The organism is Micromonospora sp. NPDC048898, assembly GCF_043198035.1.
Lineage (GTDB): Bacteria > Actinomycetota > Actinomycetes > Mycobacteriales > Micromonosporaceae > Micromonospora.
The window spans coordinates 21521-45662 of record NZ_JBICUF010000005.1; the positions used below are offsets into that span (position 1 = coordinate 21521).

The 24142-nt window shown below is 71.9% G+C and carries 20 protein-coding genes; 11 read left to right on the forward strand and 9 right to left on the reverse strand.

Features of this window, described 5'->3' with window-relative positions; all coding sequences use genetic code 11:
- Positions 1 to 659: 659 nt before the first annotated feature.
- On the forward strand, positions 660 to 1109 hold the full coding sequence (locus ACGFIQ_RS15765) for a hypothetical protein (RefSeq protein WP_393244092.1): 450 nt from the start codon (positions 660 to 662) through the stop codon (positions 1107 to 1109).
- Positions 1110 to 1337: 228 nt separating this feature from the next.
- Here ACGFIQ_RS15765 and ACGFIQ_RS15770 read toward each other — a convergent pair whose 3' ends face one another.
- The 3 genes from ACGFIQ_RS15770 to ACGFIQ_RS15780 form a co-directional block, all read right to left on the reverse strand.
- The gene (locus tag ACGFIQ_RS15770; RefSeq protein WP_393244094.1) at positions 1338 to 1592 is read right to left on the reverse strand and encodes a Smr/MutS family protein; all 255 of its coding nucleotides are present in this window, start codon (positions 1590 to 1592) and stop codon (positions 1338 to 1340) included.
- A gap of 133 nt (positions 1593 to 1725) precedes the next feature.
- The gene (locus ACGFIQ_RS15775; protein ID WP_357068371.1) at positions 1726 to 2094 is read right to left on the reverse strand and encodes a tetratricopeptide repeat protein; all 369 of its coding nucleotides are present in this window, start codon (positions 2092 to 2094) and stop codon (positions 1726 to 1728) included.
- Between the two features lie 99 nt (positions 2095 to 2193).
- Positions 2194 to 2964 carry an ROK family protein gene (locus ACGFIQ_RS15780; protein ID WP_393244096.1) on the reverse strand — a complete coding sequence of 257 codons (771 nt, stop codon included), beginning with the start codon at positions 2962 to 2964 and terminating at the stop codon, positions 2194 to 2196.
- A 62-nt stretch (positions 2965 to 3026) separates the two neighbouring features.
- On the opposite strand from ACGFIQ_RS15780, the gene ACGFIQ_RS15785 reads away from it, so the two are divergent.
- The 3 genes from ACGFIQ_RS15785 to ACGFIQ_RS15795 all read left to right on the forward strand — a co-directional run bounded on the left by ACGFIQ_RS15785 (position 3027) and on the right by ACGFIQ_RS15795 (position 6050).
- Positions 3027 to 4664 carry an ABC-F family ATP-binding cassette domain-containing protein gene (locus ACGFIQ_RS15785; protein WP_393244098.1) on the forward strand — a complete coding sequence of 546 codons (1638 nt, stop codon included), beginning with the start codon at positions 3027 to 3029 and terminating at the stop codon, positions 4662 to 4664.
- Between the two features lie 38 nt (positions 4665 to 4702).
- A complete protein-coding gene (locus ACGFIQ_RS15790; protein ID WP_357068365.1) occupies positions 4703 to 5011 on the forward strand; it encodes a hypothetical protein in 309 nt (102 codons plus the stop codon).
- 313 nt (positions 5012 to 5324) lie between these two features.
- A complete protein-coding gene (locus tag ACGFIQ_RS15795) occupies positions 5325 to 6050 on the forward strand; it encodes a methyltransferase domain-containing protein (protein ID WP_393244101.1) in 726 nt (241 codons plus the stop codon).
- A gap of 112 nt (positions 6051 to 6162) precedes the next feature.
- Here the strand turns inward: ACGFIQ_RS15795 and ACGFIQ_RS15800 are convergent, their stop codons facing one another.
- On the reverse strand, positions 6163 to 7668 hold the full coding sequence (locus ACGFIQ_RS15800) for an amino acid permease (protein ID WP_393244102.1): 1506 nt from the start codon (positions 7666 to 7668) through the stop codon (positions 6163 to 6165).
- A gap of 200 nt (positions 7669 to 7868) precedes the next feature.
- Here ACGFIQ_RS15800 and ACGFIQ_RS15805 point away from each other — a divergent pair, with 200 nt between their 5' ends.
- Positions 7869 to 9524 carry a family 10 glycosylhydrolase gene (locus ACGFIQ_RS15805; protein WP_393244104.1) on the forward strand — a complete coding sequence of 552 codons (1656 nt, stop codon included), beginning with the start codon at positions 7869 to 7871 and terminating at the stop codon, positions 9522 to 9524.
- Positions 9525 to 9705: 181 nt separating this feature from the next.
- Positions 9706 to 10242, forward strand: coding sequence for a phospholipase (locus tag ACGFIQ_RS15810; protein WP_393244106.1), 537 nt, complete (start codon positions 9706 to 9708; stop codon positions 10240 to 10242).
- Positions 10243 to 10371: 129 nt separating this feature from the next.
- Here ACGFIQ_RS15810 and ACGFIQ_RS15815 read toward each other — a convergent pair whose 3' ends face one another.
- Both ACGFIQ_RS15815 and ACGFIQ_RS15820 read right to left on the reverse strand, forming a co-directional pair.
- Positions 10372 to 13212 (reverse strand): ATP-binding protein, encoded by a 2841-nt coding sequence (locus ACGFIQ_RS15815; protein WP_393244108.1) that lies wholly within the window; start codon positions 13210 to 13212, stop codon positions 10372 to 10374.
- A 152-nt stretch (positions 13213 to 13364) separates the two neighbouring features.
- On the reverse strand, positions 13365 to 13577 hold the full coding sequence (locus ACGFIQ_RS15820) for a zinc ribbon domain-containing protein (RefSeq protein WP_357068353.1): 213 nt from the start codon (positions 13575 to 13577) through the stop codon (positions 13365 to 13367).
- A 36-nt stretch (positions 13578 to 13613) separates the two neighbouring features.
- Between ACGFIQ_RS15820 and ACGFIQ_RS15825 the strand changes: the two genes are divergently transcribed.
- The 3 genes from ACGFIQ_RS15825 (at position 13614) to ACGFIQ_RS15835 (ending at position 19559) form a co-directional block, all read left to right on the forward strand.
- Positions 13614 to 15098 carry a lytic murein transglycosylase gene (locus ACGFIQ_RS15825; RefSeq protein ID WP_393244110.1) on the forward strand — a complete coding sequence of 495 codons (1485 nt, stop codon included), beginning with the start codon at positions 13614 to 13616 and terminating at the stop codon, positions 15096 to 15098.
- A 72-nt stretch (positions 15099 to 15170) separates the two neighbouring features.
- Positions 15171 to 16187: a GNAT family N-acetyltransferase gene (locus ACGFIQ_RS15830; protein WP_393244706.1), complete on the forward strand. Its 1017-nt coding sequence runs from the start codon at positions 15171 to 15173 to the stop codon at positions 16185 to 16187.
- 93 nt (positions 16188 to 16280) lie between these two features.
- Positions 16281 to 19559, forward strand: coding sequence for a lamin tail domain-containing protein (locus tag ACGFIQ_RS15835; protein ID WP_393244112.1), 3279 nt, complete (start codon positions 16281 to 16283; stop codon positions 19557 to 19559).
- A 68-nt stretch (positions 19560 to 19627) separates the two neighbouring features.
- Here ACGFIQ_RS15835 and ACGFIQ_RS15840 read toward each other — a convergent pair whose 3' ends face one another.
- The gene (locus ACGFIQ_RS15840) at positions 19628 to 20203 is read right to left on the reverse strand and encodes a helix-turn-helix transcriptional regulator (protein ID WP_393244114.1); all 576 of its coding nucleotides are present in this window, start codon (positions 20201 to 20203) and stop codon (positions 19628 to 19630) included.
- A gap of 486 nt (positions 20204 to 20689) precedes the next feature.
- Positions 20690 to 21037 carry a MerR family transcriptional regulator gene (locus ACGFIQ_RS15845; RefSeq protein ID WP_393244116.1) on the reverse strand — a complete coding sequence of 116 codons (348 nt, stop codon included), beginning with the start codon at positions 21035 to 21037 and terminating at the stop codon, positions 20690 to 20692.
- Positions 21038 to 21094: 57 nt separating this feature from the next.
- Between ACGFIQ_RS15845 and ACGFIQ_RS15850 the strand changes: the two genes are divergently transcribed.
- Both ACGFIQ_RS15850 and ACGFIQ_RS15855 read left to right on the forward strand, forming a co-directional pair.
- Positions 21095 to 21670, forward strand: coding sequence for an NADPH-dependent FMN reductase (locus ACGFIQ_RS15850; protein ID WP_393244118.1), 576 nt, complete (start codon positions 21095 to 21097; stop codon positions 21668 to 21670).
- 8 nt (positions 21671 to 21678) lie between these two features.
- On the forward strand, positions 21679 to 23205 hold the full coding sequence (locus ACGFIQ_RS15855; RefSeq protein WP_393244120.1) for a DHA2 family efflux MFS transporter permease subunit: 1527 nt from the start codon (positions 21679 to 21681) through the stop codon (positions 23203 to 23205).
- Here the strand turns inward: ACGFIQ_RS15855 and hemB are convergent.
- Positions 23156 to 24139 (reverse strand): porphobilinogen synthase, encoded by a 984-nt coding sequence (hemB, locus tag ACGFIQ_RS15860; protein WP_393244122.1) that lies wholly within the window; start codon positions 24137 to 24139, stop codon positions 23156 to 23158. The two genes, ACGFIQ_RS15855 and hemB, sit on opposite strands and share 50 nt — an antisense overlap.
- Positions 24140 to 24142 lie beyond the last annotated feature (3 nt).

Genomic DNA, 24142 nt, shown 5'->3' on the forward strand with positions numbered 1-24142 from the left:
TGATCATGGTTGCGAGCGTCCGTACCGGCGCCGCTCACGCCGCCCGACTTCCTCCGCGGCCCCTGTGGCTCGTCGAAGGCGGCCCGGGGCAAGAGCGCCACGGGCGGCATATGCGCGTTGCAGTCCCATCCGACTACATCGCTGCCGGACTCGATACACCTCGGGCGGCTCTGAACCCGCAAGCGGCCCGCCCGCCGCAGGACGGTCACCAAGAGTGACGATCCTGCACGCAGCCGGAGTACCTCGCGGCAGATGAGCATGTCTCGCGTGCTTGTCAACGTCATTACTCCGGAAGGTGACCTGCCGACATCTCCCAGGCTGGTCCCGGTCGATTTTCGGGTTACCCGCTTCACCGTGGCGGCAAGCTCAGCCCGTTGCCGGCCCGGCCCGCCGGGCTGCCGGCGAGCCGGTCGCTCAGCCGACCATCGAGCAGGACCCGGAGCCCAGGACGTCGCGACGTCGACGCCGGCATGTTGCCCCGTACGAGCCGGCGACGCCCGGTAATCCAGCCGCACACCTCGGCCGTTCTTGCGTCGGATGGGGGCACGGCATTGCCTGCATTTCGGATAGGAGCCGCGCGGCCCTTCTGCCCTTTAAGAGACGTACGTCGAAAGATAGACTCAGGCGGATATGTTGGTTGCTGCACCGGAGGAGGTTTCGTGCGCGCGAGAACACTTTTCACCGCCGTGGTCGTCGCCGCGGCGCTGGCCGTCACCCCGGCGTCGGCCAGCTCGGCGACTCCCGCCGACCCGCTGGCACCGACCGGCTGCGTGCCTACCGATGCGACCGGTCGGCCGATCCAGCTCGGGCAGGCCGACAACGGGCGCACCATCTGCCTGCAACGGTGGCAACGGCTGTACGTCACACTCGCCGTAGACCCGGTGCGATACCCCAACCCGTACAACTGGTGGACCCCAGTCCAAGCCAGCGGCGACGTCTTGGTCGCCCTGCCGCTGCCGGCGCCTCCGCCGCCCGGCACGACCGCTGCCGCATACCGGGCTGTCCAGCCCGGCCGCGGCGGCCTGGCCTCGTACCGGGACGTCTGCCCGCCGGAGATACCGTGCGGCGCACCGATGCTGCCATGGCGGGTGACTGTAGACGTGAACTGATCCCGGGACGGCCCGCCCTGCGGGTCATCACTGGGATGATGTCGGAAAGGATCGGCCCCACCTACTGCCGGCCAGCGAGGATCGCACCCGCCGGGCCATCGACAAGGCACTCGGTGAGGACCAGGGCGGCAACGATGCTCCGCCAGCCTGGACGGCCTGGACACGGCATGATCATGGCTCAACGGCCCTCGCAGCGGCCTGCTACGCAGGTCAGGAGCAACGCCGCCGCTATTTCCAGCGGAAGTGGACGAAGAGGCGGCCGAAGTTCTTCGAGTCCTTTTCCACCCGGTGGTAGAGCTGCTTGACGTCCTTCTGGTCGAGGAACCGCAGCACCCGCTTCTTGAGCTGGCCCGACCCCTTGCCGGGGATGATCTCGACGAGGGTGGCCTTCTTCGCCGCCGCCTCGTCCATGATCCCGCGCAACGCGCGGTCGATGTCCTGCCCCTTGTTGAAGATCTCGTGCAGGTCCAGCTTGAGCTTCATGCCGCGGCCCCCGCCCGGTCAGGTCCCATGCCCGCCATCCTAGGGCCCGGCGGCCCACCCGCCAGACGAGGAAGAGCCCGCAGACCGGACGACGAAGGGGCGGCCCCGAAGGACCGCCCCCGCACGTCCACGCTCAGCGTGTGCCGCCCACCCGGGTTTCCACCCGCTCCAGCGCGATCCGGTAGTCGTCGTTCGTCGCGTACATCGCGGCGGCGATCCGCAGGTGCCGCAGCGCGTCGGTGTGTCGGTTCAGCCGTTCCAGCGTCCGACCGAGCACGTGGTGCGCGTAGTGGTCGCTCGGATCCCGGTCGACCAACTCGCGCAGGTGCTCCTCGGCCCGGTTGAGCTGGGCCGACTGGAAGTACGCCCGGGCCAGCAACTGCCGGACCGCCGCGTTGCCGGGTTCGGCGGCGACGATCGGCTCCAGCAGTCGGGCCGCTCCGCTCGGGTCACCGGTTTCGAAGAACATGGTCGCCCGCCGGTAGTCCGCCAGAAGATCCATCTGCCCACCTCCTCGGGTCGCACCGTCACCTGTTCCGACGCTGGCACAACACCGGAGTTTTGGCGACTGTTCCCGGGGTCGAGATCCGGCGAGATCAGGTCAGGTGCGGGCGTCCCGGCGTCCGGCGAAAAGCTCCCAGGCACGGACACCGCCGACAATCCCGGCCGTGTTCGGCACCACCACCACGTCGTCGCCCATCCGGGCCAACTGCTCGGGCCGGATCAGCCGGGAGTTGCCCCCGCCCAGATAGAGCCGGTCCCAGCGGAACACCGGGCGGAGCCCGTCCACCACCTGCCGGATCCGCCGGGACCAGAACGCGTCGCCGAGCCGCCGCCGTTCCGGCTCACCCACGTACGTGTCGTAGGTGGTGCCCCAGCGCACCGGCGCGTGCGACAGCTCCAGGTGCGGCGCGAGCACCCCACCGTCGTAGAGCGCGCTGCCCAGCCCCGTCCCCAGGGTCAGCACCAGCTCGCAGCCGGTGCCGGCGACCACCCCGGCGCCGTGCACCTCGGCGTCGTTGAGCACCAGCGCCGGCACCCCGAACGCGTCGGCAAGCGCGCCGCGCGCATCCCAGCCGGACCACTCGGCGAGCAACTCCGGGTCGACCCGGGTGCGCGGGCCGCTGCGGGTCACGTAGTGCGGTGTGGCCACCACCACCCCGTGCCGGATCATCCCCGGTACGCCGACTGTCAGCCGGTCCGCCGTCGGCAGGCGCCCGCCCAGATTCAGCAGGGTCCGCACGAAGAGCGCAGGCGGCAACGGGTACGGGGTCGGCACCCGCAACGGTCGGGCCCGCATCGTCCCCGCCTCGTCGAGCACGGACGCCTTGATGCCCCCGCCGCCACAGTCGATCGCCAGTGTGGTCACCACGCCGTTGAGTCTGCCCGCTGCCGTCGGCTCGTATGCCAGCAGCCGGATAGGCTGCCGTCCTGATGAGCGCCACGATGATCGTCAAGGACCTGGCCGCCGGGCACGGCGACCGCCCACTCTTCTCCGGGCTGGACCTGGTGGTCGCCCCCGGTGACGTGATCGGCCTGGTCGGGCCGAACGGGGCCGGCAAGTCGACGCTGCTGCGTACCCTCGCCGGGTTGTTGCCGGTCGAGGCCGGCAGCGTGCGACTCAGCCCACCCACCGCGAGCGTCGGGCACCTGCCGCAGGAGCCGGAACGGCGGCCGGGCGAGACCGTGCGGGACTTCCTGGCCCGCCGGACCGGGGTGACCGCCGCGCAGGCGGCGTTGGACGCGGCGACCGAGGCGCTGACCGCCGGGGCGGTGGGCGCCGACGACGCGTACGCCGACGCGCTGGAGCGCTGGCTCGCCCTCGGTGGCGCGGACCTGGACGAACGCGCCGAGCAGGTGAGCGCGGACCTGGGGCTCGCGGTCGACCTGGACCACCCGACGACCGGTTTGTCCGGCGGTCAGGCGGCCCGTGGCGGGCTGGCCTCGCTGCTGCTCAGCCGCTACGACGTGTTCCTGCTCGACGAGCCGACGAACGACCTGGACCTGGCCGGTCTGGAGCGGTTGGAGGAGTTCGTGACCGGGTTGCGGGCCGGCACGGTGCTGGTCAGCCACGACCGGGAGTTCCTCCTGCGCACGGTGACCCGGGTGGTGGAGCTGGACCTGCCCCAGCAGCAGGTGCACCACTACGGCGGCGGCTACGCGGCCTATCTGGAGGAGCGCGAGGTCGCGCGCCGGCACGCCCGGGCGGACTTCGAGGAGTACGCCGACACCAAGGCCGGGCTGGAGGCACGCGCCCGCACCCAGCGCGGGTGGATGGAGAAGGGCGTGAAGAACGCCCGCCGCAAGGCCACCGACAACGACAAGATCGGCCGGAAGTTCCGCAGCGAGGCGAGCGAGAAGCAGGCCGCCAAGGCCAAGCAGACCGAACGGCTGATCGAGCGCCTCGACGTCGTCGAGGAGCCCCGCAAGGAGTGGGAGCTGCGGATGGAGATCGCCGCCGCGCCCCGCGCCGGCGCCGTCGTGGCCACGCTGCGCTCCGCGGTGGTACGCCGAGGCGGGTTCACCCTCGGCCCGATCGACCTTCAGATCGACTGGGCGGACCGGGTCGCGGTGACCGGGGCGAACGGCTCGGGCAAGTCCACCCTGCTGGCCGCGCTGCTCGGGCGGCTCCCGCTGGACGCCGGCACCGCCTCGCTCGGGCCCGGGGTGGTGGTCGGCGAGGTGGACCAGGCCCGAGGGCTGTTCCTCGGCGACGCGCCGCTGATCGACGCGTTCCACGCGGCCGTACCCCACCTGTCGCCGGCGGACGCGCGGACCCTGCTGGCCAAGTTCGGGCTGCGGGCGGCGCACGTGCCGCGCCCGGCAGCCACCCTGTCTCCCGGTGAGCGGACCCGGGCGGCGCTGGCGCTGCTCCAGGGCCGCGGGGTCAACCTGCTGGTGCTCGACGAGCCCACCAACCACCTGGACCTGCCCGCCATCGAGCAGCTCGAATCGGCACTGGCCAGCTACCCCGGAACGCTGCTGCTCGTCACCCACGACCGACGGATGCTGGCCGCCATCGAGACCAACCGCCGACTGCGGGTCGACGGCGGACGGATCGCCGAAGATTGATCCGTGCCAGCGGGGCGGCCCGGGGTGAGAATGACCTCATGCTCAAGTGGGAGTACGCCCTGCTGGTCCGCCGCCGCCAGGCCGCGACCAACGACCTCGGCTGGGAGGTCGTCTTCGTCTGGTACGGCCCGGACGGCTCGATGGTCGACGTGACACCGTATGGCGACACCTCGCTGGCCCACCTGAACCGGGCTGGTGACCAGGGCTGGGAGTTGGTCGCGATGAGCGAGGACCCGTCCCTGCCCGGCCACCACGAGTTGCACCGCTATCACCTGAAGCGGCCGAAGGCCGCCGCCCCGCAACCCCGCCAGCGGATGCGCGGCAGCCGCCGTACCCTCTCGGGCTGACCCGGCGCGGTCCGGCGCCCGACGCGGTCCGGCGCCCGACGCGGCCCCGGTGCCCGACGCGGCCCGGTGCCCGACGCGGCCCGGTGCCCGACGCGGCCCGGTGCCCGACGCGGCCCGGCTCGTGACGGCGGTGTCTCCTTCGAGCGTGATGCCCCTGAGTCATCTTGATGCCTGTGTGGCATCAAGATGATTGCCGTCCTGCCCCGCATCCTGCGACACGCCCATGAGCCGCCGCGCCGGAGCAGGCGACGACGCGGACGAGCGGGGCATACCGGGCGCGATTGCGGGTAACGCGCGGCGGGAGGTGGCCCGAATGGTCGCTTTGGCACAGACTCCACCCTCGGCCGACCGGCTGCGGGCGATCGACGAATCCCTCACCCAGGCATGGGCGGACCAGGCTCGGCACGACGACCGGCTGCGGGGCCTGGCGGTCGAGGTGCGGTTCGACCGGGGGGTGGCCCATCTCAGCGGAGACGTGGCCGAGCCGGCCGAGCTGCGGTTGGTGCGTGACCTGGTGGGCCGGCTGGCCGGCGTCTACGGCGTCTGGTGCCGGGTCGGCATCGGCGGGCGGGCACCGGTGGTCGTGGACCTCGGGTGTGGTCCGACCAAGCAGTGGTCGGGCAACCTGGGGCTGGACATCTATCCGGCGCCCGGGGTGAACGCGGTCGCGGACCTGTCCGGCTCGCTGCCGCTGGCCGACAACTCGGTGGACGTCCTCTTCGCGGTGCACATCCTGGAGCACCTGATCGACTTCCTGCCGCTGGTGGACGAGTGCCACCGCGTACTCCGTCCGGGTGGCGTGCTGCACGTGATGAGCCCCTGGTGGGGGCACGTGAACGCGGTGGCCGACCCGACGCACGTCCGGCTGATGGACGTGCAGACGTTCAAGGGGATCTGCCAGCTCCGGCCGCCGGGCGCCCCGCGGTGGTACCCACTGCACGCCGGCTGCGACGGCGCCTCGATCTTCGCCGACCTGACCCCCCTCCCCCCAGACGCCGACCCAGCCCCCCAGTCCCACCTAGCCCGCTTCTTCGACTAACCCCCCACCCCCACCCAACCCCGCGTTGATCATGGGGTTATTGCGGCGACACGCCGACATCCATGGCAATAACTTCATGATCAACGTGGGATGGGGGGTGGGTGGGGGAGGGTCAGCTGTCGGTGGTTGGCGCAGGGCGGGGGGTTGGGGTGGTCGCTGGTTCGTGTTGGGCCAGGCGGTTGCGGCGGTAGCCGTAGCCGAAGTAGATGATCGCGCCGAGCAGCATCCAGGCCAGGAACCGCAGCCAGGTCTCCACCGACAGGTTGAGCATCAGGTAGAAGCAGGCCAGCGCCGAGACGATCGGCAGCACCGGGGAGAACGGCACCCGGAACGGGCGCTCCAGGTCGGGGCGCTTGCGGCGCAGGATCGGCACCGCGATCGACACCAGCACGAACGCGCAGAGCGCGCCGATGCTGACCAGGTCGGCGAGCGCGGACAGCGGCAGGAAGCCGGCCAGCAACGCGACCGCCACCGTCATGATCGCCGAGATCCGGTACGGGGTGCCCCAGCGCGGGTGCACCGCCGCGATCGACGGTGGGATCAGCCCGTCCCGGGCGATGGCGAAGCCGATCCGGCCCATCGCCACCAGGTCGACCAGGATGACGCTGGTCAGGCCGGCGACTGCGGCGATGGACACCAGCACCGCCGCCCAGCCCGCGCCGACCGCCTCGAACGCCGACGCGATCGGGGCACCCCTGTCGATCTCGGTGTACGGCACCATCCCGACCACCACCAGCGAGACGCCGACGTAGAGCAGGGTGGAGATCAGCAACGTGCCGAGCAGACCCAGGGTGAGGTCCCGCTTGGGCTTCTTCGTCTCCTCACCCAGGTTCGCGACGGCCTCGAAGCCGGTGTACGCGAAGAACACCACAGCGGCGGCGCTGAGCACCCCGACGAAGCCGAAGACCGACGGTTCCAGCCCGAAGAGCGCCTGCGTGACAGGTTGCTTGATGCCGTCGTCGCCGCCGCCCGCGGGCTCGGCCGCCGGGATGAACGGGCTGAGGTTGGTGGCCTTGACGAAGAACAGACCGGCCACCACCACGAACACGCAGATGGCGACCTTGACCAGCACCAGCAGGTTGGTGATCCGGGAGGATTCCCGGATGCCGACGATCCCCACGGCGCCGAGGATCAGCACGATGGCGAGGGCACCGATGTTGACGGTGCTGCCCTCCTCGCCGAACCAGCGGGTCGGCAGGTCGAGCAGTTCGGCCAGGTAGCCGGACCAGCCTCGGGCCACCACGGCAGCGCCGAGCGCGAACTCCAACAGCAGGTCCCAGCCGATGATCCAGGCGACGATCTCGCCCATCGTCGCGTACGCGTAGGTGTAGGCACTGCCGGCCGTCGGCACGCTGGAGGCCAACTCGGCGTAGCAGAGCGCGGCGAGCAGGGCGACCACGCCGGCGATGGCGAAGGAGATCACCACGCCCGGTCCGGCACTGTCCCGGGCCTCGATGCCGGTGAGCGTGAAGATGCCGGTGCCGATCACGATGCCGATGCCGAACCCGGTGAGGTCGACCGCGCCAAGCCGTCTCTTCAGCCCGAGCGTGCCGTCACTGCCGTCCGCCTCACCCTGGGCCATCACGTCCTTGATTGGTTTTGTGCGCAGCACGGACACCCGGTCACCTCTCCCGCCGTGCGACCACCTCCGTGGCGGTCGGTGACCGCCGTTGCTACCCAGCGGCGCGATTGGTCAACCACGAACCCTTGCGGCGCTGGCCAGATTGTGAAAATTTCCTACCAGCAACGCGGACATCCAAGGCGATTCTTGCCGCGCGCCGCGAACCATCCGGGAGCCCCAACGAAGGGACACACCGCATGAGAGCCACCCGACTCGGAGTCGCTGGGCTGGTCGCAGCCCTGCTCGGCACGTCTGTCACCGCCACCCCCGCGAGCGCCGCGACAGATGCCGCCGCTCCCACCACCACCTGCGTCACCGACCCGGCCACGCCGAAGCGGCAGTTCCGGGCCATGTGGATCTCGTCGGTGGTCAACATCGACTGGCCCAGTAAGGCGTCCCAGAGCAGCCCGGACCAGGTCGCCACGCAGCAGGCCGAATATCGGGAGCTGCTCGACCTCGCCGAGCGGCTGCACCACAACGCCGTCGTGGTGCAGATTCGACCCACCGCCGACGCGCTCTGGCCCTCACCGCACGAGCCCTGGTCGGAGTACCTGACCGGCGTGCGTGGCCAGGACCCCGGCTGGGACCCCCTGGCCTTCCTCGTCACCGAGTCGCACAGGCGCAACCTCGAGTTCCACGCCTGGTTCAACCCGTACCGCGTCTCCATGCCGGCGCCCGGCGGTGCCGGCGCCGACCCGACCCAGCTCGCCCCCGGCCACCCGGCCCGGCAGCACCCCGACTGGACCTTCGCCTACCCGCCGGCCGGCGTGGCCGGCAGCCGGCTCTACTACAACCCGGGCATTCCCGAGGTCCGCGAGTTCGTCCAGACCGCGATGATGGACGCGGTCAGGCGGTACGACATCGACGGTGTGCACTTCGACGACTACTTCTACCCGTATCCCAGCGGCACCTACCAGGTGCCCGACGATGCCACCTTCGCCGCGTACGACCGGGGCTTCACCGACCGGGCCGACTGGCGGCGGGACAACATCAACCTGCTGATCCAGGAGATGAGCGCGAAGATCAAGGCGGCGAAGCCGTGGGTGAAGTTCGGCGTCAGCCCGTTCGGCATCTGGCGCAACAAGACCGCCGACCCGCTCGGCTCGGACACCACCGGCAGCCAGTCGTACGACATCATCTCCGCGGACACCCGCAAGTGGGTCAAGCAGGAGTGGATCGACTACGTGGTGCCGCAGCTCTACTGGTACATCGGCCAGTACCCGGCCGCCGACTACGCGCGCCTGGTGCCGTGGTGGGCCGAGACGGTGCGCGGCACCCGCGTACAGCTCTACATCGGTCAGGCCGACTACAAGAGCGGCGACCCGGCGTACGGGCCGTACTGGCAGAACCCGCGGGAGTTGTCCGACCACCTGACGCTCAACCGGTCGTACCCGGAGGTGCAGGGCAACGTGCACTTCTCGGCCGTCCAGGTGCGGGCCAACCGGCTCGGTGCCACCGACATCTACGCGGCCGAGCACTACTCGCGCCCGGCTCTGGTGCCGGCCATGCCGCACCTGCCGGCCAGGCCGCTGCTCTTCCCGGTGGTCACCGGGGCGGCCCGACAGGCTGACGGGGTACGCCTCACCTGGCGCCAGCCCGCCGACGGCATCGGCCCACTCGGCACCGCCACCTCGTACGCGATCTACCGGTTCGACGGCACCACGCTGCCCGGCCGGTGCGCCACGGTCGACGCCGCGCACCTGGTCGACACCGTCCGGGCCACGCCCGGCGGCACCCAGTCCTGGGTGGACACCTCGGCCGAGCCCGGCCAGCGCTACACCTACCAGCTGACCGCCCTGGACCGGTCGGCCAACGAGAGCCCGGCCAGCCCACCGGCGTTCGTCAGGCACTGACCCGCTCTCGTCGAATGCCCCGGGTGCCCCTGGCAACCGGGGCATTCGTCTGTTTCGACGCATGTCACCAATAGTTTGCGAGGCGCATTCCCGCTGGTCGATCCCTTGATCGAAACTTGTCGACATCCGGTGACCCGCCGGTAACTTCCGTCCCACCCGCTCACCCCCGCGGAGGTAACCCGTGCCCCGACGTCTCGCCACCCTGCTCGCCTCGGGCGCGCTGGCGCTGCTCGCCACCCTCGCCATCGCCTCCCCCGCCACCGCCGCCGTCACCCCCGCCCAACGGCTCTCCGTGCTGTCCAGTTGGACGCAGACAAGCGCGTCCAGCTACAACTCGTGGAACAGCGCCCGGGTCAACCGGGCACCCTGGGCCGAGTACAACTTCACCTGGTCCACCGACTACTGCTCGTCCAGCCCGGACAACCCGCTCGGCTTCACCTTCAACCTGGGCTGCTACCGGCACGACTTCGGCTACCGCAACTACAAGGCGGTCGGCCAGTTCTCCGCCAACAAGTCCCGCCTCGACAGCGCCTTCTACGAGGACCTGAAGCGCGTCTGCGCCACGTACAACTCGGTCGTCCGGCCGGCCTGCTACAGCCTGGCCTGGACCTACTACCAGGCCGTCAGCATCTTCGGTTCGGTAGCGGCCGTCCAGCAGGCCGACATCGACCGCGCCGCCCGAATGAAGGCCCAAGCCGAAGCCCAAGCCCGCACCTAACTCCCTCTCCCCCTCCCCTCGCCCCCTCCCCTCGCCCGTTGATCATGGGGTTATTGCCCGTCCACCGGCGTGTCGCAGCTATAACCTCATGATCAACCCGCGATGGGGGTGGGGTGGGGTGGGGGTGGGTTAGGCGCGTTCGGTGCGGGTTGCCGGGTGGCGGTCGGGGTCCACCGGGCGGCGGGGGGTGGGCTGGGACAGGCCGGTGCTGAAGCGTGTCGAATCCGCTGCCAGGTCGGGATGTTCCACGTCCAGTGCCAGCGCCGCCGCCTCGTCCAACCCCAACTCGGCACCCTCGCCGTACGCGTCGTCGAAGACCGTGTCGCCCAGCGCCGCGCGCAGCTCCGCCTGCTGTTCGGCCCAGTAGCCGCCGAAGATGCCCGGGGTCGCGCGCATGCTCGCCCGGGTTGCCTGCGCCGCTCCGAACAGGCGCGCCGCGATCAGCTGGTCCCCGCCGATCGCACAGCGCACCGCGACCGCGTTCAACGTGTCGCAGGCGCGGCCGTGGTAACCGTGACCCATCCGCGAACGCAGCGCCACCAGCAGGTGCTCGTGTGCCGCGATCACGTCGCCCCGGGCCAGCGCGACCATGCCGAGCAGCATGTCCACCGACCGCCGACCCCGTTCCACCGGGCGGGCCGCCTCCACCGGACGCACCGCACCCAGCAGGTCGGCCGCCTCCTCCAGGGCACCGCGCCGCCAGAGCAGCTCGGCCAGACTGAACACCGCCAACAGCGCCTCGCCGACCACGTCTTGCCCGTGCGCCCAGTCGATGACCTCCCGGCACACCCGCTCGGCCTCGACGAACTGCCCCATGTCCACGAGCGGCGCGGCCCTGCCGGCGAGCACCCGGGCCAGCAGCCCGGCATCACCGGCCTGTCGGGCGGCGGCCTCGGCCCGCTGGGAGTAGCGCAGCTCCTCGGCGAACTCACCGTCCGCGCCGGCATGCAGCGAGTGCATGTGGTAGACCGCCGCCAGCTCCGCCTCCGGGATCCGTTCACCCGTCTCGGCGATCCGCCCGTACAGCCGGAACAGCCACAGCCGCCCCTCCCGGGCCAGGCCCCGCTCAAGCCACCACTGGTCCAGGCCGCCGGCCAGACCAAGACCGGCACGGGCGCTGCCGCCGGTGGCGCACCACCGCAACGCGGCGCGGACCTCCCCGGCCAGTGGGTCGAGGGCGTACAGCGACAGGGTCACCGGACGGCCGTCCTGGCCCAGGTGTGCCCGGTCCACCGCATGAGCCGACCAGGCCACGTGCCGGTCCCGGGCGGCCTGCGCCTCACCCGCCTCGGCCAGCCGCCGCGCCGCGTACGCCCGGATGGGGTCGAGCATCCGGTAGGTGCTGCCGGTGGCTCGCGGCTCGGCCAACACCATCGACTTGTCCACGAGCACCGAGAGCGGATCCAGCGGGTCGTCACCCAGCAGCCACTCCACAGTCGCCAGGTCCACCGGCCCGGCGAAGACCGACAGCCACCGCAGCAGGCGGGCGGCCCGGGGCCCCAGCGTCCGGTACGACCAGGTGACGGTGGCCTGCATGGTCAGGTGCCGCTCGGTGGCCGAGCGCTGCACCGCCCTGCTCGCCGGAGTGGGCGGCGACGCCCCGGACGCCGCGGCGACCAGGTCCACGGTGTCCTGCTGGTTGCCGGACCAACCGCGCTCCACCGGCGGCGGATCCGGGTCCTGGCGACCGGCGTCCAAGGTGCCGAGGACGTCGTCCAGGCGCTCCGCGAGCTGGCCGACGGAGAGCACCCGCAGCCGGGCGGCGGCCAACTCGATGGCGAGCGGCAACCCGTCCAGCCGCTGCACCACCCGGCGAAGGTCGGCCGACTCGGCTGGGTCCGGTCGTCGGCCGCCGCGCGCCGCCGCCGTACGGTCCAGCAGCAGCGCCACCGCGTCGCTCTCCGTGCCGTCCGCCCGTGGGTCGACCGAGAGCGGCGGGATCCGCCACACCACCTCGCCCGGCAGGCTGAACGACTCACGGCTGGTCGCCAGCACCCGCACGCCACTCCCGCCGGACAGCAACCGCGCGATCACCTCCGCGCAGGCGGCCGGCTGGGTGTCACAGGTGTCCAGGACGACAAGCATGCGGCGGGCCGCCGCGTACTCGACGAGGGTGTCCAGCATCGGCCGGCCCGGCTCGGGTCGCAGGCCGAGCACCGCGGCGATCGCGAACGCCACCAGACCCGGGTCGGTCACCGCGGCGATGTCGACGAACCAAACCCCATCCGGGTACGCCTCGACGACCCCGCTGGCCAACTCCACCGCGAGCCGGGTCTTGCCCGCCCCGCCCGCGCCCAGCACCGTGATCAGGCGATGCTGCTTGACCAGCAGGCCCAACTCGACGCGCTCGGCCTGCCGGCCGACGAACGACGTCACCTGGGTCGGCAGGTTGTGCGCCACCGCGTCCGCGGTGCGGGGCCGGGGGAACTGCCGCTCCAGGCCCGGCGCGACCAGTTGGAAGAGTCGTTCCCGGTCGTCGAAGCCACGCAACCGGTGCAGGCCCAGGTCGAGCAGGGTCGCTCCGGGCGGCAACGGCTCGGCCCGACGCGCGGTGGACGCCGAGCAGAGCACCTGCCCGCCGTGTGCGGCGGCGGCCACCCGGGCGGCCCGATGCACCTCCGGGCTGGCGTAGTCGCCGTCGCGCGGCTCGGCGTAACCGGTGTGCAGGCCCATGCGTACCCGGGGTGCGGCTTCGGCGGTGGGCCAGTCGTGGTTGGACAGCGCCCGCTGGGCGGTCAGGCAGGCGGTCAGCGCCGAGGCCGCGTCCTCGAAGGCGAGGAAGAACGAGTCGCCCTCGGTCAGCAACTCCGCGCCACCCGTGCTGGCCAGCGTCCGGCGCAGCAGCCGTCGGTGCTCGGCGAGCACCGGCCGGTAGTCCGGGCCGAGCAACTGGGCCAGCCGGGTCGAGCCCTCGATATCGGTGAACACGAAGGTCACCCAACCGCTCGGGAGCTGGATCCGTGGCGACATGCGTGGAACCTCCGCCCGTAACGTCGGGTTCATGCTGCCTGAGTCCGAGCGGTAACGCATCGTGAGAACGGCCGGGCAGATGCCGCCTCAAAGTGCCACTCGAACCCGCTCACGGCAAGACCAGCCCACCAGGTGGCGGAGAATGGGTCCGATCAGCAGCCGCAGGCGCCGCCGCAACACCCGCCACCGGCGGACGTCGGGGCGCTGCCGGCCCCACCCCGGCCGGTGACCGCGACCGCGGAGAGCAGCTTGACCGTGTCGGCGTGTCCCTCTGGGCAGGTGGCCGGGTCAGCGGCCGCCGCCATCGAACGGTTGACCTCGAAAGTGTCGCCGCAGGCGCGGCAGCGGAACTCGTACCGGGGCATGTACCCAGGGTACGTGGATCTGACGTTCGGCGGAGGATGGGTGATACTCGAAGGGTGGTGGACGGCGAGGACGACACGCGTGTGCAACCGTTACGACCGGCCGCGCCGCTGGAGGGGCCACTTGAGGGCTCCGGGGCCGCGCCCGACCCGGTGCGCGCGGTGCCCCGCCCCCGCCGGCCGTGGCTGAGCGGCCGGATCGGGGGTACGCCGACCACACCCCCCACCAAGGCCAGCCCCGCCGACCCCACCGAGTCCAACCCGACCGCGAGCGCCACCGGGTCCAACCCGAACGCGACCGTCACCGGGTCCAACCCGAACGTGAGCGTCACCGCTCCGGGCGCGAAGCCGTCGGCCGCTTCCGATCCGGTCGCCGACGGCAAGGCCGACACACAGGTGGAGCCCCCCAAGTCCGAAGGCGCGAAACCCGACGCGCCAACCGACGGCGCAAAGACCGAGGTGCCGGCCGACGGCGCGAAAACCGTCGCCGTGGTTGGCGCCGGGGATCCGGCGAAGACCAGTGTGGACGAGTTGCCCGTGGTGGCGGTGCCCGGCCCTGTCCGGCGACGGCGGGTGCCGTTCGCGCACGCGGTACGGCTGCCACCGCGCCAGGCGGCGGCCTCCGCCGCCCGTGCGACCCGAGCCTGGGCTCGCCGGCCGAGTGGTCGGCTCACGCTGCCCGGTCTCTTCCTGCTGGCGCTCGTGGGCGCGACCGCCGCGGCGGGCGCCCTGCTCGTGCCGGCCACGATCCGCGCACCCCGTCCGGTCGCGGCCGACGCTTCCGGCACGCCCACCGTGCCGCCGGGGGCGCCGTCCGGCCTGCCCACCGGGCTGGTCCCGACCGGCCCCGGCCTGCCCGGAGGCGGGTTGCCCAGCGGCGGACTACCGAGTGGCGGGCTGCCCAGCGGCGGGTTGCCCAGCGGGCCCGCCATCGGGCCGGGGGTCGGCGGGCGTCCGTCGGACGCCCTGGCCGGCTGGGCGCAGCAGATCGCCGGCAAGGTGGGCATTCCGGCCGTCGCCATGCAGGCGTACGGCTACGCCGAGCTGATGCTCGCCCAGACCAACCGCAGCTGCGCGCTGAGCTGGACCACGCTGGCCGCGATCGGTCAGGTCGAGTCGGGGCACGGCTCGGCCAACGGTGCCCGGCTGGGGCAGGACGGCAAGGCGTTGCCGAAGATCATCGGGTTGCCGTTGGACGGTAACGGCGGCCGGATGCGGATCATCGACACCGACCGTGGGGTGCTCGACGGGGACCTGACCCTCGACCGGGCGATCGGTCCGATGCAGTTCATCCCGACCACCTGGCAGGAGATCGGCGCGGACGCCGACAACGACGGGGTCAAGGATCCGCACGACCTGGACGACGCCGCGCTGGCGGCGGGCAACTACCTCTGCAAGGGAGGTCGCAACCTGAGCATCCCCGGCGACTGGTGGAACGCGATCCTCTCCTACAACGACGTACGGCGGTACGCCCAGGACGTCTACGACACCGCCAACCGGTACGGACGGGCCAGTCGCCTGTGAAGTGATCGTCTCGATACGTTGGAGAACTGGACACTTCCCCCCGGCCTCTGTTAGCGGCAAGCTAGACAGGTGATGGTGCGCGAGTGGGACCCCAGGACCGCGTCGTCCGCCGAGATCGCGTCGCTGCTGGTCACGCTGAACGCGGTGCTGGCGGCCGATCTTCCGCAGGACCCGCCGTGGCGGGAGACCTCACTGCGGGAATACCTCGCCGAGGTGATGCCCGGCGAACGGCGGATCTCGTGGATCGCCCAGGCCGAGCCGACCGGCCCCGGTGACCCGGGCGCGGTACTCGGCCAGGTCCACGTGCTGCTCCTCGGTGACATCGGTGTGCTCGAGGTGGTGGTGCACCCGTCGGTGCGACGCGGCGGCCTCGGTCGTGACCTGGTGTTGCGTGCCGCCCGCCGGGTCTACCAGGAGGGTTTCCAGTCGATCGGGGTCGAGGTGGTCGGCGACACCCCCGCGGTCGGGTTCTTCGAGTCGCTCGGCTTCAGCCGGGAGTACGTGGAGACGCGCAGCGTGCTCGACCTGACCGCTGTCGACTGGGCCGAGCTGGCCGAGATGGCCACCGGCGTCGCTGCGGGCTACCACCTGGAGTTCTTCCCCGGCGGGCCACCGGACGACCTGATCGAGGCGTACGCGCGGGCGAAGGCCGAGGTCCGCGACGTCGACGATGGTGAGCTGCGCCCCAGCTCCTACGATCCGGAGCGGCTGCGCGACAGCATCGACACCCTGCACCGGCGAGGCATGAAACCGTACATCGTGCTCGCTCGGCACGAGCAGAGCGGCGAGGTGGCCGGTCTGACCGAGGTGGTGGTCCCCGCACAGCACCCGACCCGTGCCGACCAGTACGACACGATCGTCGCGCAGGACCACCGGGGCTACGGCATCGACCGGGCGATCAAGGCCCGGATGCTGCTGGAGCTGCGCTCCGCCGAGCCGGAGCTGATCGAGGTGCAGACCTGGAACGCGCAGGCCAACGAGTCGATGCTGAAGGTCAACGCGGAGTTGGGCTACCGTCCCGACCGGGACTGGTGCGAATACAGCGTCGACGTCGCCGAGCTGGTGCACCGACTCGATCCGCCGCGCTGAGGGAATTCACGCAACTGTCCACTAGGGGATGGACGGTGGACAGTCGGGCACCTTAACGTGCGTTGACTCTCATCCACCCATCGTGGAGGCCCTATGCGCCCGCGCCGCTCAATCGCCGCGCTCGCGACCGCCACCGCCGCCGTGACGGCGGCGGCGCTCGGCGTCGCACCCATCGCGGCCAGCGCCGCGCCCACCGACCTGTTCATCTCGGAGTACGTCGAGGGCTCGTCGAACAACAAGGCGATCGAGCTGTTCAACGGCACCGGTGCCCCGGTCGACCTCACCGCCGGCGGTTACCAGCTCCAGCTCTTTTTCAACGGCTCCACCACGGCCACCACGATCGCGCTGGCCGGGACGGTGGCCGCCGGAGACGCGTTCGTGTTCGCCAGCGCCTCGGCCGGGGCCGCCATCCTCGCCCAGGCCGACCAGACCACCGGGGCCAGCCTCTTCAACGGCGACGACGCGATCGTGTTGCGCCGGGGCACCGCCGTGCTCGACTCGATCGGGCAGGTGGGCGTCGATCCGGGCACCGAGTGGGGTGCCGGTGCCACAGGCACCGCGGACAACACCCTGCGCCGGTTGTCGACGGTCACCACCGGCGACACCGATCCGACCGACGCGTTCGACCCCGCCACGCAGTGGGCCGGTTTCCCGGTCGACACCTTCGACGGCCTCGGCACGCACACGGTCGACGGCGGCGGCCCGGTCGACGTCCCAGCCACGCTGACCTGTGGCGCCCCGCTGGTCACCAGCGCGGGCACGGCGGCGAGCCGGGAGGTCACCGCCACCGACCCCGATGACACGATCGTCGACCTGGCGGTGACCTCGGTCAGCCCGACGCCGTCCGCCGGTTCGATCACCCGCACCGCGTTCACTCCGGCCGAGGGCCTGGGCGGCACCGCCCGCGCCACGATCGGCGCGAGCGCCGACCTCGCCGCCGGGGCGTACACCGTCGTGGTGACCGCGACCGACGCGGGCGGTGGCACCGCCACCTGCGCGCTTGTCGTGCAGGTGACCCGGGAGTTGACCGTCGGCGAGGTGCAGGGCCCGACCACCGACGCCGAGTCCGGCCCCGCCGACCGGTCACCGCTCGCACCGGCGAGCGGCAACGGCACGAGCAGCACGTTGTACGACGTGCGCGGCGTGATCACCCAGTTGACCCTGGCGCGGACCTCGGCCGGCGCGCAGCAGCACGGGTTCTTCCTGCAGAGCCGTGTCGGGGACACCGACGGTGATCCGACCAGCTCCGACGGCATCTTCGTGTTCATGGGCGCGTTCACGTCACTGATCGGCGGCTACGTGCCGACGGTCGGCGACGAGGTCGTGCTGCGGGCCCGGGTGTCGGAGTACTACAGCCTCACCCAGCTCTCCGGTGCCTCGCTGGTGCGTCGGATCGCCGGTGGCCTGGCCGTGGACAGCGCGGTCGCGGTGACCGACGCGGTGCCACCGGCCGAGCTGACCGACGCGCAGCGCTTCTGGGAGCGGCACGAGGGGTCCCGGATGCGGGTACGCGCCGGCAGTGGCGCGGTGAGCGGCCGGGACGTCTTCTCCTCCACGGCCGACGCCGAACTGTGGGTGGTCGACCGCGACGACCCGCTGCTGGACCGTGCCGACCCGTACTCCCGGCGGGTCTTCCGCGACTCGCACCCGCTGGACAACGACCCGACCCGCCGCTTCGACGACGGCAACGGCCAACGGACACTGCTCGGCAGCATGGGCGTGAAGGCGACCGCCGGGGACAGCGCCGCGCTGCTCCCGCCGGCACACACCTTCGACACGCTGCGCGCCGACGCGGTGGGCGGGGTCTACTACTCGTTCGAGAAGTACGGCGTCCAGGTCGAGCGGGCGGAGTTCGACGCCGGGGCCGACCCGTCGAAGAACAACCCGCCCAAGCCGGCCGACCGGTCGCAGGAGGTGGCCGTGGCCACCTACAACGTGGAGAACCTGTACGACTACCGCGACGACCCGTTCGACGGCTGCGACTTCACCGGTAACACCGGCTGCCCGGGTGTCGACCCGCCGTTCGACTATGTGCCGACCAGCGAGGCCGACTACCGCGAGCAGTTGGCCGCGCTCGCCGACCAGATCGTGAAGGATCTGCACGCACCGGACCTGATCCTGGTGCAGGAGGCCGAGGACCAGGACATCTGCGCGGTCTCCGGTGCCGCGCTGAGCTGCGGTGACACCAACAACGCCGATGGTGCTCCGGACAGCATCCAGGAGTTGGCGCTCACCGTGGCGGCAGCGGGCGGGCCCACGTACGCCGCCGCCTATGACCGGACCGGCGCGGACGCCCGCGGCATCACCGCGGCGTTCCTGTACCGCACGGACCGGTTGTCGCTGGCTGCCGCGACGGCTAACGACCCACTGCTCGGCTCGGCACCGACCGTCCAGTACCGGGCTGCCGGGCTGCCGGCCAACGCCGACGTGCAGAACCCGAAGGCGCTCAACGCGGTGCTGCCGCCGGATGTGGACACCTCGACCGGTCGGGACGGCACCAACGTCTTCACCCGTGCTCCGCAACTGGGCAAGTTCAGCGTGGCCGCGTCACCCGGCGCGTCCGAGCGGTTCACCCTGTACGCGCTCAGCAACCACTACTCCTCCGGCCCGGACAGCCGGGTCGGGCAGCGGCGGGAGCAGGCGCGGTACGGTGCGGCCATCGTCACCGCGATCGAGGCGGCCGACCGGAGCGCCCGGGTGGTCTACGGCGGGGACCTGAACGTGTTCCCCCGCCCGGACGATCCTCTCGCCACCGCCGACCAGCCCACGCCGTCGGACCAGCTCGCGCCGCTCTACGAGGCTGGTCTGCACAACCTGTGGGACAACCTGGTCGCGGACGTGCCGGCCTCCGCCTACTCGTACAGCTTCGAGGGGCACGCGCAGACACTCGACCACCTGTTCGTCAACGACGCGCTCTACGGCGATCTGGTGCAGGTGCGGGCGGCGCACATCAACGCCGACTGGCCGGCCGAGTTCACCGGCGACGGGTCGCGCGGTTCCAGCGACCACGACCCGCAGGTGGCGAGGTTCCGGTCCCGGGCGTCGCTGACCGTGGCCGACACGACGGTTGTCGAGGGCAACCAGGGCACCCGTCAGCTCACCTTCACCGCCACGGTGTCCCGGCCGCTGTCCCAGCCGGTGCTGCTCTGCGCCGCCACCGTGGGCCTCACCGCGCAGGCCGGCTCGGACTTCGACACGTACGCCGGCTGTCGGGTGCTGGCCGCCGGGCAGACGTCTGTGGCGTTCCCGGTGACCGTTCGGGGTGACCGCAGGCGGGAGGCGGACGAGAAGCTGACGCTGCTGGTGGCCGGTGTGCCCGGCCTGCGGCTGGCCGACCCGCTCGCAGTCGGCACGATCACCGACGACGACTGATCCCGGAGTCTGGTCGACGACGGCCCGCCGCCCCGAGTGGGGTCGGCGGGCCGTCGTCGATCCACGCGTCAGCGGTACCGCCAGAGCTGTGGCGGCGGCGGATCGCCCCGGTGCTGGGCTACCCGCACCTCCCACTGACTGCGCCGACGCATCGCGTCCCGAACCTCCCGGTTGCGGTAGAACGTCTCGGGCGGGCGGGCCAGCCCGTAGATGTCCGCCCACCACTCCCCCGGCTCAGGGTCGAGGATGGTGTCCAGGTGCGACGGATAGCGGCGCCCCGCACCGTCGCGCGTGTCGTCCCAGTCCCGCATCGGTCTGAGCACCCGGCCGAACTCGTCGACGACGGCCAGTCGACACCCGACGACCCCGATGATCCGGCAGAGCAGGTCGATGCTCGGAACAGTCCGACCGGCCTCGATGCGGCCGATGGTCGCATGGTGCACCCCCGCCCGTCGGGCCAGCTCACGCTGGCTCAGGTCGGCGTGCCGACGGATCGCCCGGACAATGCCAACGACCGGCCATGGGGTGTCGGAGCGCTCGCTGAGGATGGCTTTCCGCTGCGCGGTGCTGGGGCTCGTGCCGTTGGGAATCCCGCTGTCGGCGCTGGCTGCTCCCGCATCCGGGGGTATCGATGAGTCGTCCATGCCGCCACCGTCCCGGCTCGCTCCGATTCTCGCAGCCCCGTCTGCCGACCCTGTGGACAACGAAAGGACCTGTGGATAACCGGGCGCCCATTGCGGAACGGAGGTGGCTCCCGCCCGGCCGGCGAACCCGGGCCTTGGACGGCACGTCATCCCCCGCCAAGGAGCAGGGAGGGTGGTAGCCCAACCCTTCCCGCCTTTGCTCTGCACCCCAATATGCGCCAGTCGCGGACCGTCGCCGTCGCATCCGCGGGTGCAGAGCAAAGGCAGGGGTCGTGAGCCGCACCAGCTCCCGGGCGGAGCCGGCGTAGCCGTCGCATCCGCGGGTGCAGAGCAAAGGCAGGTATGGAGGCGTCGGGGACAGGGATCCGCCAGACGAAACCCGGAGCCAGCCGTCGAGGCCACATCCTGTGCACACTCCACGAAGCGCGCCGCGATCGATGCGCGTCATCGCGGCCGGACACCGCCGGGCGGCTCGACTGGGCGGCGTCAGAGGTCGCAGAGGCGGCGACCGGAGCCGATGTCGTCAAGCGCCGCGTGCAGGTCGCGGATGCGCCGCTCGGCCTCGGCGGTCAGCCGATCGTGCAGACCCTGCCAGTCGGCCGGCTCGGGGTCGGGTGGCAGGGACGCGAGCAGGTCCCGGATGTCCCTGACGGTCAGGCCGACACGCTGGGCCACTCGCGCCACCCTGATCCGGCAGGCCGCGTCGGAGTCGAAGCGCCGCTGGTTGCCGCCGGTGCGGGCCGCCGCGATCAGGCCCTGCCGCTCGTAGAAGCGCACGGCGGAACCGCTGACCCCGCTCTCCCGGGCCACGTCGCCGACCGTCAACGTGCCCATCGCCACTCCCCCGCCGCCATTGACTTCATCATTACTTCAAGTCCTAGCGTCCGAGGCATGACTACGCAAGAGGACACCGCTCCGCCGACCGTCGCCGTGCTCGTCGGGAGCGTCCGTCAACCTCGGGTGGGCCGCTCGATCGCCGACTGGTTCGTCGCCCACGCGGACCGCCGCGCGGACCTCGGCCTGGACCTCGTCGACCTCGCCGAGGTGCCGCTGCCCTTCGCCGACACCCCGCCCGGGGGCAATGCGGCCAGCCCGATCAGTGCCCGGTTGGCCGCCGCCGACGCGTTCGTGGTGGTGACACCCGAGTACAACCACAGCTTCCCGGCCGCGCTGAAGAATGCCATCGACTGGCACTACCGGGAGTGGGCCCGCAAGCCGGTGGCCTTCGTGTCGTACGGCGCCGGTTCCGGCGGCATCCGCGCGGTCGAGCAGCTCCGGCTGGTCTTCGCCGAGGTGCAGGCCGCCACGATCCGCTCCGGGGTGGTGCTCCGGGCACCCTGGGAACGGCTCGACGACACCGGTCGGCTGGTCGACGACGAGCCGCTGCGGCAGGCCGCCGACGCCACGCTGAGCGAGCTGGCCTGGTGGGCCGAGGCGCTGCGCGCCGCCCGCCGGGCCCGGCCCTGAGCCGCGACATGGACGCGTCCGCGCGGCGGCTCGGCTGGTATCTGACCCTGGGTGGTCTGCTCGCGGTGATCGACACCACGGTCACCGTGGTGGCCCTGCCGAAGCTGGTCGACGACCTCGACACCAACCTCACCACGATCGGCTGGGTCACCAGCGGCTACGCGCTCGCCCTGGTCGCGGTGATGCCCACCGCCGCCTGGGCGATCGGCCGCTTCGGTGCCCGTCGCACCTACCTGACCGCGCTGCTGCTGTTCACCGCCGGCTCCGTGCTGGCCGGGGCCGCCTGGAGCGTCGGGTCACTCATCGCGTTCCGGGTGCTCCAGGGGCTGGGTGGCGGGCTGCTCAACCCGGTCGGGATGGCCGTCGCGCTCGCCGCGGTGCCATCGGGGCGGCGCGGACGGATGATGAGTCTGCTCGGCCTTCCGGTGCTGGTCGGGCCGCTGATCGGGCCGGTGCTGGGCGGGCTGCTGCTCGATCACGCGTCCTGGCGATGGATCTTCTGGATCAACCTGCCGGTGGGGTTGTTGGCGGTGTGGCTCGGCCGGTCGGTGCTGCCCGCCGCCGACCCGCGACGGCCACCGGTCCGGCTGGACGTCGTCGGGCTGCTGCTGCTCTGCCCCGGCCTGGCGCTGGCGGTCTACGGACTCAGCGTCACCGGCGAGCGGGGCGGAGTCGGCACCGCAGCCGTCCTGCTGCCGCTCGCGCTCGGCGCCGTTCTGGTGGTCACCTTCGCGTGGCGGTCCGGTCGGATCCGGCAGCCACTGCTGAACCTGGCCGTGCTGCGCGCGCCGGGAATGGCTCCAGGCGCCGCGACTGTGGCGTTCTTCGCCGCCGGATACTTCGGCTCGTTCCTGATCATCCCGGCCTACGTGCAGGTGGTACGCGGTGACTCGGCCACCCTGGCCGGGGTGATCGGCATCCCGCAGGCACTGACCACCGGGCTGATGCTCCAGGTCGCGACCCGGCTCGTCGACCACGTCTCGGCGCGGCGGGTCGTCGGGCTCGGCATCGCCACCGCGGTGGCCGGCACGGTGGCCCGGGTACTGGTGCTCGACGCCGACACGTCGTACCCGCTGCTGGCCGCGCTGGGTGCGGTCATCGGCCTGGGCATGGGCGCGACGCTGATGCCGACGATGACCGCGGCCAGCCGGTCGCTCCCGCCCGACGACCTGCCCGCCGGCTCCACGCTGCTCACCACGGTGTCGCACACCTCGGTCGCGGCCGGCACCGCGCTGATCGCCGCCGCCCTGTCCTGGCTGGCGGACCGGCTCGCCCCGAGCCTGGGCGGCGGGGGCATCACGGCCGCCAACCGGCTCGACCCGCCGAGCCGGCTGGACCTCGCGCCGGAACTGGCGCAGGCCACCCGGCTCGCGCTGGCGGTGTCGGCCGTGCTGTTGGCGCTCGCCTGGCTGACCAGCCGGCGACTTCCGGCCGCCGCCGCGGGTGCCGACGAGGTGGCCACCCCGGCGGAGCCCGGGGAGTCGGTCAGTAGCGCTGGCGCAGCAGCCCGGCGGCCTCGACCGCCCAGTAGGTGAGGATGACCTGCGCGCCGGCCCGCTTGATCGAGGTGAGCGTCTCCAGCATCACGCGCTCCCGGTCGATCCAGCCGTTCGCGGCAGCGGCCTCGACCATCGCGTACTCACCGGAGACCTGGTAGGCGGCGACCGGGACGTCCACCGCGGCCCGCACCGCCGACACCACGTCGAGGTAGGGCAGCGCCGGCTTGACCATCACCAGGTCGGCACCCTCGGCAACATCGAGCGCCACCTCGCGCAGCGACTCCCGCAGGTTCGCCGGGTCCTGCTGGTAGGTGCGCCGGTCCCCCTCCAGCGCCGACTCCACCGCGTCGCGGAACGGGCCGAAGAACGCCGAAGCGTACTTCACGGCGTACGCCAGCACGGCCACGTCCTGGTGCCCGGCGGCGTCGAGGGCCCTGCGTACCACGCCGACCTGGCCGTCCATCATCCCGGACGGCCCGACCATCCCGACCCCGGCGGCGGCCTGGGCCACCGCCATCTCGGCGTACGCGGCCAGGGTGGCGTCGTTGTCGACCTCGCCGTCTCCGGTGAGCAGCCCGCAGTGCCCGTGCGAGGTGAACTCGTCCAGGCACAGGTCGCTCATCACCACCGTGGCGTCGCCCACCTCGGCGACCACGTCGCGGATGGCGACGTTCAGGATGCCGTTCGGGTCGATGCCGGCGGAGCCGGTCGGGTCCCGCTGTTCCGGCACACCGAAGAGCATGATCCCGCCGACCCCGGCCTGGACCGCCTCGGCGGCGGCCTTGCGCAGCGAGTCCCGGGAGTGCTGGAGCACCCCCGGCATCGACGCGATGGCGCGCGGCTCGGTCAGCCCCTCCTTGACGAACATCGGCACGACCAGCTCGGCCGGGTCGACGCGGGTCTCGGAGACCAGCCGCCGCACGGCCGCGTTACGGCGCAGCCGGCGGGGCCGGATCTCGGGGTACGACATGAG